This is a genomic window from Neisseria sp. P0009.S007 (assembly GCF_051962515.1).
In genome coordinates, this window is the sequence record NZ_JBQCVF010000058.1 from 1337 (window position 1) to 12435 (window position 11099).

At 50.3% G+C, this 11099-nt stretch carries 13 protein-coding genes; 6 read left to right on the top strand and 7 right to left on the bottom strand.

Going from position 1 to position 11099, the window contains the following annotated elements; genetic code table 11:
• The first annotated feature begins 172 nt into the window (after nt 1–172).
• From ACTHS3_RS06975 to ACTHS3_RS06985, 3 genes are all read left to right on the top strand, one after another.
• Entirely contained in the window at nt 173–661 is a 489-nt protein-coding gene (locus ACTHS3_RS06975) for an ApeP family dehydratase (protein ID WP_141754823.1), read from the top strand.
• A gap of 65 nt (nt 662–726) precedes the next feature.
• Nucleotides 727–1455 (top strand): 3-oxoacyl-ACP reductase FabG, encoded by a 729-nt coding sequence (gene fabG, locus ACTHS3_RS06980; RefSeq protein ID WP_070695646.1) that lies wholly within the window; start codon nt 727–729, stop codon nt 1453–1455.
• A complete protein-coding gene (locus ACTHS3_RS06985; protein ID WP_070695645.1) occupies nt 1449–2684 on the top strand; it encodes a beta-ketoacyl-ACP synthase in 1236 nt (411 codons plus the stop codon). Before fabG ends, ACTHS3_RS06985 begins: the two co-directional genes overlap by 7 nt.
• A 94-nt stretch (nt 2685–2778) precedes the next feature.
• On the opposite strand, the gene ACTHS3_RS06990 is transcribed toward ACTHS3_RS06985, so the two are convergent.
• From ACTHS3_RS06990 to rluD, 7 genes are all read right to left on the bottom strand, one after another.
• Complete coding sequence (locus tag ACTHS3_RS06990) at nt 2779–3303, bottom strand: RDD family protein (protein ID WP_070695644.1); 525 nt, start codon at nt 3301–3303, stop codon at nt 2779–2781.
• Nucleotides 3304–3394: 91 nt separating this feature from the next.
• Entirely contained in the window at nt 3395–3814 is a 420-nt protein-coding gene (locus ACTHS3_RS06995; RefSeq protein ID WP_070695643.1) for a hypothetical protein, read from the bottom strand.
• Nucleotides 3815–3961: 147 nt separating this feature from the next.
• The gene (gene holA / locus ACTHS3_RS07000) at nt 3962–4963 is read right to left on the bottom strand and encodes a DNA polymerase III subunit delta (RefSeq protein ID WP_070695642.1); all 1002 of its coding nucleotides are present in this window, start codon (nt 4961–4963) and stop codon (nt 3962–3964) included.
• Entirely contained in the window at nt 4963–5442 is a 480-nt protein-coding gene (locus ACTHS3_RS07005) for an LPS-assembly lipoprotein LptE (RefSeq protein ID WP_440367509.1), read from the bottom strand. The genes holA and ACTHS3_RS07005 overlap by 1 nt, the downstream gene beginning before the upstream one ends.
• Nucleotides 5443–5562: 120 nt before the next feature.
• Entirely contained in the window at nt 5563–6333 is a 771-nt protein-coding gene (gene pgeF, locus ACTHS3_RS07010) for a peptidoglycan editing factor PgeF (protein ID WP_314511953.1), read from the bottom strand.
• Nucleotides 6330–6914 carry a hypothetical protein gene (locus ACTHS3_RS07015; RefSeq protein ID WP_440367511.1) on the bottom strand — a complete coding sequence of 195 codons (585 nt, stop codon included), beginning with the start codon at nt 6912–6914 and terminating at the stop codon, nt 6330–6332. The genes pgeF and ACTHS3_RS07015 overlap by 4 nt, the downstream gene beginning before the upstream one ends.
• A 93-nt stretch (nt 6915–7007) precedes the next feature.
• Nucleotides 7008–8132 carry a 23S rRNA pseudouridine(1911/1915/1917) synthase RluD gene (rluD, locus tag ACTHS3_RS07020; RefSeq protein ID WP_070765018.1) on the bottom strand — a complete coding sequence of 375 codons (1125 nt, stop codon included), beginning with the start codon at nt 8130–8132 and terminating at the stop codon, nt 7008–7010.
• Between rluD and ACTHS3_RS07025 the strand changes: the two genes are divergently transcribed.
• From ACTHS3_RS07025 to ACTHS3_RS07035, 3 genes are all read left to right on the top strand, one after another.
• Nucleotides 8131–8934 (top strand): outer membrane protein assembly factor BamD, encoded by an 804-nt coding sequence (locus tag ACTHS3_RS07025; RefSeq protein ID WP_003680807.1) that lies wholly within the window; start codon nt 8131–8133, stop codon nt 8932–8934. The genes rluD and ACTHS3_RS07025 overlap by 2 nt on opposite strands.
• A 322-nt stretch (nt 8935–9256) precedes the next feature.
• Nucleotides 9257–10414 carry an ATP phosphoribosyltransferase regulatory subunit gene (locus ACTHS3_RS07030; protein WP_314511949.1) on the top strand — a complete coding sequence of 386 codons (1158 nt, stop codon included), beginning with the start codon at nt 9257–9259 and terminating at the stop codon, nt 10412–10414.
• A 43-nt stretch (nt 10415–10457) separates the two neighbouring features.
• On the top strand, nt 10458–11099 hold a 642-nt coding region (locus tag ACTHS3_RS07035; protein ID WP_440367513.1), incomplete at its 3' end, for an adenylosuccinate synthetase.

The following is an 11099-nucleotide window of genomic DNA, read 5'->3' on the forward strand; positions in this document are numbered from 1 at the left end:
TTGCTGGAGGAGGCCTGCCATGCGGCGATATTGAAGCTGAAACGGCAAACGTTTTGAGGCATGATGTCTTTCAATGTTTTACATTTTCATACATTGTAATGAAATGAGTTAGTAAAAGCTAGGCTCTGTTATAATGCATATTGTAACGTAATTTATTCCCGGATGACATTTTATGCCTTCAATACCGAGTGCCCCGATTTATGATGTGGCTTCGCTGCTTCCGCACAGCGGACATATGGTGCTTATCGACTGTGTGAAAGAATTTGGCGATGACTATACGGTTTGCCGTGCGCCGGTTGGCGATAAGCATATTTTGCTGCAGGACGGCGTGTTGCCGTCTATGGCTTATATGGAATTGATGGCGCAGGGCATAGGCGCGTTTGCAGGCATTGAGGCTTTAAAGGCCGGAGAGCCTGTCCGTTTGGGTTTTTTATTGGGAACGCGTAAGCTGGATTTGTTTGCCGATTCAGTGCCTGTCGGTATTGAGTTGGAAGTCAGGGCGCATGTGTCCATTCAGGATTTGGGCGGCATGGGCGTATTTGATTGCGAGTTGCGCTGGACGGATGCGCCGGAAGATGTGAAGCATCTGTTGCCGCCGGACGGTTTGCTGGCAAAAGCCTCTTTAAATGTGTACAGTCCGAAAGACGGTCAAATCATTTAAACCGTTTACAAGGCCGTCTGAAAAGACAAAGATTCAGACGGCCTGTCGATATAGTGAGAAAACGTATGAGTGAAACTATTTTAATTACAGGGTCTAATCGCGGTATCGGCAAAGCCGTCGCACTTGGTTTGGCGCAGGACGGCTTTGATATTGTCGTCCACTGCCGCAGCCGCCGCGATGAAGCGGAAGCTGTCGCGGAAGAAATCCGTGCATTGGGTAGAAATGCGCGCGTGTTGCAGTTTGACGTATCTGACCGTGAAGCCTGCCGTGAAATTTTGATTGCCGACATTGAGGTAAACGGCACATATTACGGCGTGGTGTTGAATGCCGGCCTGACGCGCGACAATGCGTTTCCTGCGTTTACTGATGATGATTGGGACTTGGTGCTGCGTACCAATTTGGACGGTTTTTATAATGTGTTGCACCCTTTGACCATGCCGATGATCCGCCGCCGCAAAGCAGGACGGATTGTGTGCATGGCATCGGTGTCCGGTTTGACGGGCAACCGCGGTCAGGTCAATTACAGCGCGTCCAAAGCGGGCCTAATCGGCGCAGCAAAAGCCTTGGCAGTTGAGTTGGCAAAACGCAAAATTACCGTCAACTGTGTGGCGCCGGGTCTTATCGATACCGATATTATCGATGAGAACGTGCCTGTCGAAGAAATCTTAAAGGCCATCCCTGCCGCGCGTATGGGATTGCCCGAGGAAGTGGCGCATGCGGTGCGCTTTTTGATGGATGAAAAAGCGGCGTACATTACGCGCCAAGTGATTGCTGTGAACGGAGGTTTGTGTTGAATACCAGAAGAGTCGTAGTAACAGGTATCGGCGGTATTACCGCCTTCGGCCGTGATTGGCAAAGTATTCAGACGGCCTTTAAAGCCGAAAAAAACGCGGTCAAATACATGGACTGGAGTGGACGCTTTCCTGAATTGGAAGCGCAACTGGGTGCGCCGATTGAAGGCTATTCTCCTCCCGAACACTGGACGCGCAAGCAGCTTAGAAGCATGGGTCGCGTATCGCATTTGTGTGTTGATGCAGCGGAACAAGCCTTGACGGATGCAGGCTTGCTGGGTGATGAAAGCATTACAGACGGCCGTATGGGCGTAGCGTGCGGTTCGTCTGTCGGCAGCACCAAGGACATCGGCGATATGGGCGAACTTTTGATAACAGGCACATCGCGCAATTTCAACGCCAATACTTATGTGCGTATGATGCCGCATACGACTGCCGCCAATATCGGTATTTTCTTCGGCTTGAAAGGCCGCATTATCCCGACCTCGAGCGCGTGTTCTTCGGGTAGCCAAGGCATTGGTTATGCTTACGAAGCGATTAAATACGGCCTGATTGATATGATGCTGGCCGGCGGCGGCGAAGAATTTTGTCCGTCTGAAGTTTATGTTTTCGATTCACTTTATGCCGCCAGCCGCCGCAACGGCGAACCTGAGCTGACGCCGCGCCCTTACGACAACGCTCGAGACGGCTTGGTCATCGGCGAAGGCGCAGGCATTTTCGTATTGGAAGAATTGGAACACGCCCGTGCGCGCGGTGCAAAAATCTATGCCGAGCTTGTCGGCTATGGTGCCAACAGCGACGGCAGCCACGTTACCCAGCCGCAAAAAGAAACCATGCAAAAATGTATGGAGCTTGCGCTGAAAGACGCCGGTATTACGCCTGATATAGTCGGCTATGTCAGCGGCCACGGTACGGCGACCGAAAAAGGCGATATTGCCGAAACATTGGCTACTGAGGCGGTGTTTGGTTTTGTGCCTATGAGTTCGCAAAAAAGCTATCTCGGCCATACACTCGGCGCGTGCGGCGCGTTGGAAGCCTGGTTTACCATCGAAATGATGAACAGCGGCTGGTTTGCGCCGACTGTTAATTTGGAAAACATCGATCCGCGTTGCGGCAAGGTGGATTACATCCAAACTGGCGGACGCGAGATTCAAACCAATTATGTGGTCAGCAATAACTTTGCTTTTGGCGGCGTCAATACTTCGCTGGTGTTCAAACGTTGGCAAGAATAATCATCGCTTGATGTTATGATTAAAGGCCGTCTGAAACGTATCTTGAGTTTCAGACGGCCTTTATTTCATTTAGAGCTTGAGCCGCTTTTGGATTTTATTCATTTGTTTTCTTCTGACTCAAATCCACCAGCCTTGTTCCGGCCAAGAAGTCGTAGAGGAACTGGCGGTCGGGATGGAACAGGGCGAAGCCCCATGGCAGGATGAGCCAAATGAGCGCGGCACCGAATGCGCCTTTAGGCGGGATATTGAGCAGATGGCGCAATCCGGCGTAGGCAAATAGAGGAATGAAAACAATAAAAATGCTAGCCCAAATAAAGCGCAGGCGCAGTTGTGGTAGGGGCGGTTGGGTATCGTTTTTATCGGCTAAACCGATCTTCCATGTCTGCATGGCGAGGGTTTGGCCTTTTTTGTCCCAGTTGGCGCGGAAGTAGAGCCACCATGCGTAGAACAGAATCAGACAGGTTGTCAGCATGGACAGGCGCGTGGAAATTGGATTGAGAAAGATGGCGACAATACCGGCTGCAAGGGCGGCAATGCTGGTCACGGCGCCGGTCAGTAGAAGTTCGTAAACCAGTGCGGCGAGGCGGCGTTTGAGTGGGGCGGTAGGAAGACGGGTCATAATGCGATGGAAACGGAAATGGGTTTGATGGAAATAAAAACAGGCCGTCTGAAACGGGATAGGATGTTCAGACGGCCTGTTACTGTCAGGATTAACGATGTGGACGTTTTTGACCGCGTGCCTGTTGGGCAGCCATTTGGTTCATTTCCTGACGGGTCGGACGTTTTTTGAAGATGGCGTGCGCTTCGTCAACGGAACATTTTTGTGACAGGCAAACCAAGGTAATTGCGTCTTTTTGATGTTGGCCGCCGCTGTGGTACATACGGCGCAGGTTGGCTTCGTTGATACGGCCTTTTTCCGGATCGATGTCGAATTTTTTCAGGCGCTCGAGGAATTGGCGTTGCTGACGGCGTGAAGTCCAAACGAAACCGCCTGCGGCAGCGGCTACGATGATGGCGGCCAACAGGATGGCGAGCGGCCATGAGTCGACGATCAGAACGATGATGAGGCTTAATACGGCAGTGGTCAGCAGGGCCAGACCGCCGATGCGAAGTTTGGTTTTATTATCCATATGGTTGGTGTTTCCTTGTTTTTTGCTGGAAGAGGCCGTCTGAAATGCGAGGTTCAGACGGCCTGAATTTGAGTTTACGCTATTTTACAGTATTTTCTGTTTTTGGGGCGTATTGCGTGCAAGTTTCTTGACGCGTGGAAACGGTTTTTAGGCGGCCAGCGAAGTAACGAGTTGTTTGAACTCGGTCCATGCATCGCCTTCTTCCGCGCCTTTGATGATGCGGTCGATTTTGGCGCAGGTTTTGAGCGCGTCGAGCAGGCGGTTGATGGAAATGCGTTTGGCCGCCATCGGTGCAAGGGTCTGCTTGTCGCCCCATAAACGCAGGCTGTTGCGCAGGCTTTGGATGTTTTGTCCCTGCTTGAGTGCGGCAGTCAGGCGGATTAGGGTGCGGATGTCTTCGGAAACCGCCCACAACAGCAAAACCGGCTCTTCGCCTTCTTCTTCCAAACCGTCCAGCAAACGGGAAACGCGCAGGGCATCGCCTTTCATCCATGCGCCCGCCAGTTGGAATACGTCGAAGCGGGCGACGGTGGCAACCGCGGCCTCTGCGTCGGCAATATTGATCAAATGGCCTTGAGGATGGAGCAGGGCGAGTTTTTCGATTTCCTGACGGGCGGCCAAAAGATTGCCTTCGACGCGCTCGGCAAAAAGGGCGAGTGCTTCAGGTTCGATATCCAAACCCTGCTGTTTCAGACGGCCCTGTATCCATTGCGGCAAAGCATGTGGCGCAACGGCTTTGGCTTCTAAGACGATGCCTTTGCCTGCCAATGCGGAAAACCATTTGGACTGTATTTGCGCTTTTTCAAGCTTGGGCAGGAGGATAAGCGTAACCGTATCTTCGGGCAGGCGTTCGGCGAAGGTTTGCAGGGCATCGCCTCCGTTTTTGCCGGGTTTGCCGTTGGGAATGTGGATTTCCAGTAGTTTCAAATCTGCAAACAAACCTGCGCTGCCGGCACTTTGCAACAGCTCGTTCCAGTCAAAATTGTTTTCGGCGGTATAGACTTCGCGGTTGAGATAACCTTGTTTTTTTGCGGCTGCGCGCAGCGTATCCAAAGCCTCGATGCGCAACAAATCCTCTTCGCCGTGAATAATGTACAACGGTTTGAGCGGCGTATCGGGGCGCAGGCTCTCAATGGGCGCGGCAGCCATTATTGCGCCTTCAGAAAAGTCAGGCGGCGGACGATTTGATCTGCGGCGTCAATGCGCATTTCAGACCAAATGGTTTCTTCCTCTTCCTGTTTACCCAAAACTTCGCTGTCGGCGTAGTCCATGGTGCGGTGAACCTTAATTTCCAGCGGTTCGCCAACCGGCTCGCCGTTGCGGAAGGCTTGGGCTTTGACGGTCATGGCCAGCAGGTATTCGTTGATTGCGGCGGCGCGGGTGATGGTGTAGATATCGCGGCGTTTTTGAAAGTCGATAACGCGCAGGGTGATTTGTGATTCGGCTTCGCTAACCAGATGCCCATCGGCACGGCGTAAGGCATTTTCCAGCGCTTTTTGCATGACGGCTCCGCCTTCTACATGCCAGTTTTGATAAGGCAGCGGCTGCGAAGTCACGCCTGTGCCTTTCAGGTGGAAACCGCAAGAGGCAAGCACTAGGGCGAGTGCAGGCAATAGGATTTTTTTCATTGGATATTCCTTCGTTGAAACCGGTTACGGTATCGTCGGATTATAACGAATAATGTTTAGGCCGTCTGAAACCGTAAACGGAAAGTCTTTCAGACGGCCTTGTCTTTGATGGCGCAAATCTTATTTTTCCAACCAAATCAGGCTGACCATGCGGCCGGTTTGTCCGTCGCGGCGGTAGGAGAAGAAAGTATCGCGTTCCAAGACAGTGCAATGGGTGCCGCCATAAATCATGTTCACGCCCTCGCGGTGCAGAACCATGCGCGCCAAAGCGTAAATGTCGGCAAGGTATTTACCGCCGCCGATGTCTTTAAACGCATCGGCAGCTTCCGGCATGGGTGTGCAAAACGCATCAAATACATCTTGCCCCACCTCAAACGCATCAGGGCCGATGGCAGGGGCGAGATAGGCCATGATTTCCAACGGCTCGACATTCATTGCCGCAATAGTGTTTTGCAAAACGCCACCGGCCAAACCGCGCCAACCTGCATGAGCCGCCGCAACGACTGTCCCTGCTTTGTCGCAAAACAAGACAGGCAGGCAATCGGCAGTCATCGAAGCGCAAGCGACTGTTCCCGTTGTATCCACCGAGGCATCGGCGTCGGGTGTATTCCCTAACGCTTCGGCGGCATTTACAACAATGGTGCTGTGGATTTGATTGAAGTAGGCAATGGGCAGGCCGACTTGTTCCTGTACGATTTCTCGGTTGCGGAGCACGGCTTCCAGATTGTCGCCGACGTGTGAGCCGACATTCAGGCTGCGATATACGCCTTCGCTGACACCGCCGTTGCGCGTGGTAATAAGCGTTTTAACATTGGCAGGGGCAGGCCAGTCGGCAGTCAAAAAATTCTTGCCTTGCGGGGCGAGGTTTAGGGTTTCTGTGATGGTTTTCATGGGGTGGTTGGGCTTTTAGGGAGATTTAAATACCCTGTTAGAGATATTAAAGTGTAATAAATATACATAAGTAATTTTTGATGGGGTGTGGAACATTCATCCCAATTCAGTTTAGATGACATTTTCCCTGTTTCAGAGTACGTTGCAATGCCAACTTGCTCTAATGGAACATTGAAAATCTGAAGAGGTTCAATATCTGATTTGACGGTATTCTGAATGCTTTCGAATTTTCCTTGGTCTATTTGTTGTCCAACTCGGTGGGCGAGGCGGTTTCTAATTGTATTTACATTTGTAAAAATTTTATATCCCCAATCTGGTAGCCCTAAAGACTTAGCCATTTTTAGTTTATGATCGAAACTGATTGTGATTTTCTGTTCTTCCTTATCTTTTTTCTCTTGAAACCAAAACATTTTTTCTTGGTTGCAAATGCTACATATATAGAGTTCCAAAAACTGCTCGCAGATTAAATGGATTCTGAGAACTGCACCGATTTCATCATTTGTTTTCAACCCATCTTCTATTGTTCCCAAATTTTCTATCATTAATTTGGAAAATAACAAATTAAACATTTCTATATTCATATTATTTGACTATGTAATTATTAGAATTTTTTAAAATATTTTGTTTGAAAATTTATTTACTCTTTACACAAAAGGCCGTCTGAAAATATGGGTTTAATCCCTTACATAAACGACTTCAACATCGTAGTCGTCTTCATTCCAATCGTCGTCATCGTCCATGCCGAATTTTTCTTGCCATTCTTCCTCGTTGCTCAGGGACGAATCCAAACCGGCCTCCAGACGCAGGACGGAGAGCAGGTGGTACATATCGTCAGGCATAGGCGCTTCAAAGGAAACGGTTTCGCCGGTTTTCGGGTGTACAAAGCTCAAGCGGTAGGCGTGCAGGGCTTGGCGTGCGCCGAGGGCTTTGATGGCTTCTTTAACTGCGTCGCTGCATGGATGGCGCAGGTTGCCGTAAACAGGGTCGGCGGCCAGCGGATGGTTGGCTTCGCGCATATGAACGCGGATTTGGTGCGTGCGGCCGGTTTCGAGCGAGCATTCGATGTAGCTGTGCGTCAGATAACGTTCCAACACTTTGACGTGGGTAATGGCAGGTTTGCCGCCGAATTTGACGACTGCCATTTTCAGGCGGTTGTGCGGATCGCGGCCGATTTGGGTTTCGATTTTGCCGTCAAAAGGAACGATGCCGTTGGCGACTGCGCGGTAAATGCGTTTGACTGTGCGCTCTTGCAGCTGTTGAACCAGTGAGTTTTGCGCCGGCAGGGTCTTGGCGATTACCATCAGGCCGCTGGTTTCTTTGTCCAAACGGTGTACGATGCCCGCACGCGGCACTTGGCTTAATTCGGGACAGTGCGCCAACAGGCCATTGAGCAGGGTGCCGCTCCAGTTGCCTGCGGCAGGATGAACGACCAATCCGGCCGGTTTGTTGATGACGATAACGGTATCGTCTTCATAAATAATGTCCAAATCCATAGGCTCGGGCGTGAACGCGAGGTTTTCTTCGCTCGGACGTACCGTAACGGCAATCAATTCACCGCCTATCATTTTATCTTTGGGTTGCGCGGGCTTATCGTTTACAATGACTGCACCCTCTTTAATCCACGAACTCAGGCGGCTGCGCGAGTAGTCGGGCATGAGTTTGGCCAATACGGCATCCAGCCTTCCGCCCGCCATTTCGAGCGGAACGGTCAAATTAACACAACTTTCTGTTTCAGGGGATGACGGAAAGTCTAAATCATCGCTATAATCGGCTTCGTTATCAAAGGAAGTATTCTGCATGAAAAAAATTCTTTTAGTAGTTTCTTTAGGTTTGGCACTGAGTGCCTGCGCAAATAAAGGCACAATCGATAAAGACGCCCAAATTACTCAAGATTGGAGTGTGGAAAAGCTTTATGCCGAAGCGCAAGACGAGTTGAACAGCAACAATTATACGCGAGCTGTCAAGTTATACGAAATTTTAGAATCCCGTTTTCCAAACGGCCGCTATGCCCAGCAGTCCCAGTTGGATACGGCGTATGCCTATTATAAAGACGATGAGCCAGAAAAAGCCTTGGCTGCCATTGCGCGCTTCCAACGCCATCATCCGCAACATCCGAATATGGACTACGCGCTGTACTTGAAAGGTTTGGTGCTTTTTAACGAAGACCAGTCTTTCTTGAACAAGCTGGCTTCTCAAGACTGGTCCGACCGCGACCCGAAAGCCAACCGCGATGCTTATCAGGCATTTGCCGAGCTGGTGCAACGTTACCCAAACAGCAAATACGCTGCCGATGCAACCGAGCGTATGGCCAAGCTGGTGGACGCTTTGGGTGGTAACGAGATATCTGTGGCACGTTATTACATGAAACGCGGTGCTTATGTCGCAGCGGCCAACCGTGCGCAAAAAATCGTCAGCCGTTACCAAAATACCCGTTACGTCGAAGAAGCTTTGGCGATGATGGAATTGGCGTACAAAAAACTGGACAAGCCGCAACTGGCTGCTGATACACGCCGTGTTTTGGAAACCAACTTCCCGCAAAGCCCGTTCTTGCAACACGAATGGCGATCTGACGATATGCCTTGGTGGCGTTACTGGCGCTAAGCGTCGGGTTGTTCAGGCATGAATAAGGCCGTCTGAAAATGATGCAGCTATGCATTTGGTTTTCAGACGGCCTTTGTTTTTAATGTTTTTTTACGTTCTCTGTAAACAGGGTGCAAAATTCGTTTTAATATGGTAAAGTCTGATTTTAATAACTCGACGGTTTGAAGCCGTTACTCAGGGGCTGTTTAAATTTAAAATCAGTTTTGTTGAAGCTGCATCGGATTTGCTGTTGATGCATTCAGGAAAATTTTAGTCGTCAGGCTGATTTGGTTTTAAATTTAATCAGCCCTTTATGTTTACAAAAAAACAGAGGTAGATTCTCATGAAGTCTTGGCAGCTTCCTGAACACGTTGCCGACGTGTTACCGACCAATGCCCGACAACTGGAAAGCGCCCGTGAGCGGCTGTTGGCTTTGTTTCGCGTGCATGGTTATGAATTGGTGCAACCGCCATTGATGGAATACAGCCATTCCTTATTGACGCATATCGATGCCGGTTTGTCTTTGAAAACCATTTTGGTCGTTGATCAGCTCAGCGGCCGTCAGCTCGGTATCCGTGCGGATATTACGCCGCAGGTGGCGCGTATTGATGCCCACTTGCTTTCTGCCAATCAAGGCATCAACCGTTTATGCTATGCTGGTTCGGTGCTTCATGCGCGGCCTGACGGATTGCTCAATATGCGCGAACCTTTGCAGGCGGGTGCGGAAATGTACGGCTTGGAAGGCATTGAAGCGGATATCGAATTGATTGATTTGATGCTGAAAAGCATGAAGATTGCCGACATGGGCGAAGTTTTGCTTTCATTAGGCCATATCGGCGTATTCCGTGCTTTGGCAAATGCCGCGCATTTGGGTGAGCAACAATCGGCAACCCTGCTGTCATCGATGCAGGACAAGGATGCTGAGGCTGTCAGCCAGTTGGTCAAAGAGTGGAAACTTGATGGCATGTGGGCAAAAGCGTTTTCACTGTTGCCCCGACTGTACGGCGGTCGTGAAGTGCTGACTGTGGCTAGAGAGAAATTACCGGAATTGTCCGCAGTCAGTGCGGCTTTGGATGAATTGCAGGCAGTATGCGATGCGTTCCCAAATCAAAAAGTGCATATCGATTTGTCGGAACTGCGCGTTGACAATTACCACACCGGCTTGCTTTACGCGGCTTATGGTTCAAATCTTCATGATGCCGTGGCACGCGGCGGCCGTTATGACGGATTGGGCGGATACTTCGGACGTGCGCGTCCTGCGGCCGGATTCAGTTTTGATTTGCGCAGCTTCATCGGCCGCCTTCCTGCTATCGGACGGGAATCCGTGGTGGCTGTCGATGTAAAGGACATGCCTGTGGCTCAAGAAGCGGTAGATGCTTTGCGCGAACAAGGACAATGTGTCGTTATCGATTACGGTATCGGCTATAACGGTTCGGAAGAGGTTACAGGCCGTCTGAAACAGGTAGACGGCGTTTGGAAAGTAATCGCTTTGAACGATTGAGTTTTATTTTGAAATTTTGTATCTGAAATAAGGTTAGATGGCTATGGCTAAAAATGTTGTCGTAATCGGTGCCCAATGGGGTGATGAAGGCAAAGGTAAGATTGTTGACTGGCTGGCGGAAGAAACCAGCGGTGTAGTACGTTTCCAAGGCGGCCACAATGCCGGCCATACTTTGGTAGTCGGTGGCAAAAAAACCATTTTGCGTCTGATTCCAAGCGGCATTTTGCATGAGACTTTGGAATGCTTCATCGGTTCAGGCGTTGTCGTTTCTCCTGAAGCATTGTTGGGTGAAATCGATGAATTGAACGCTGCCGGTGTGAAAAACGTCGAAGGCCGTCTGAAAATTGCGCCAACCTGCCCATTGATTCTGCCTTACCACATTGCGCTTGACCAAGCACGCGAAGCTTCCCGCGGTAAAAGCAAAATTGGTACAACCGGTCGCGGCATCGGCCCAGCCTATGAAGATAAAGTTGCCCGCCGCGCGATTCGCGTGGTGGACTTGTTGCACCCTGAAAAACTGGTTGAAAAACTGGAAGCTGTTTTGGCTTATTACAATGTTCAGTTGCAACACCTGCACAATGCCGAGCCGGTAAAAGTTGAAGATGTGATGGCGGTCATTGAAAAAGTTGCACCGCGCATTACGCCGATGATTACCGATGTTTCCCGTGTTTTGAACGAGAAAAAC

Excerpts from the sequence above, each read along its gene's own strand:
- ACTHS3_RS06975 (WP_141754823.1), top strand. The coding sequence starts at position 173 with ATGCCTTCAATACCGAGTGCCCCGATTTATGATGTGGCTTCGCTGCTT.
- fabG (WP_070695646.1), top strand. The coding sequence starts at position 727 with ATGAGTGAAACTATTTTAATTACAGGGTCTAATCGCGGTATCGGCAAA.
- ACTHS3_RS06990 (WP_070695644.1), bottom strand. The coding sequence starts at position 3,303 with ATGACCCGTCTTCCTACCGCCCCACTCAAACGCCGCCTCGCCGCACTG.
- ACTHS3_RS06995 (WP_070695643.1), bottom strand. The coding sequence starts at position 3,814 with ATGGATAATAAAACCAAACTTCGCATCGGCGGTCTGGCCCTGCTGACC.
- holA (WP_070695642.1), bottom strand. The coding sequence starts at position 4,963 with ATGGCTGCCGCGCCCATTGAGAGCCTGCGCCCCGATACGCCGCTCAAA.
- ACTHS3_RS07005 (WP_440367509.1), bottom strand. The coding sequence starts at position 5,442 with ATGAAAAAAATCCTATTGCCTGCACTCGCCCTAGTGCTTGCCTCTTGC.
- pgeF (WP_314511953.1), bottom strand. The coding sequence starts at position 6,333 with ATGAAAACCATCACAGAAACCCTAAACCTCGCCCCGCAAGGCAAGAAT.
- ACTHS3_RS07015 (WP_440367511.1), bottom strand. The coding sequence starts at position 6,914 with ATGAATATAGAAATGTTTAATTTGTTATTTTCCAAATTAATGATAGAA.
- ACTHS3_RS07025 (WP_003680807.1), top strand. The coding sequence starts at position 8,131 with ATGAAAAAAATTCTTTTAGTAGTTTCTTTAGGTTTGGCACTGAGTGCC.
- rluD (WP_070765018.1), bottom strand. The coding sequence starts at position 8,132 with ATGCAGAATACTTCCTTTGATAACGAAGCCGATTATAGCGATGATTTA.
- ACTHS3_RS07030 (WP_314511949.1), top strand. The coding sequence starts at position 9,257 with ATGAAGTCTTGGCAGCTTCCTGAACACGTTGCCGACGTGTTACCGACC.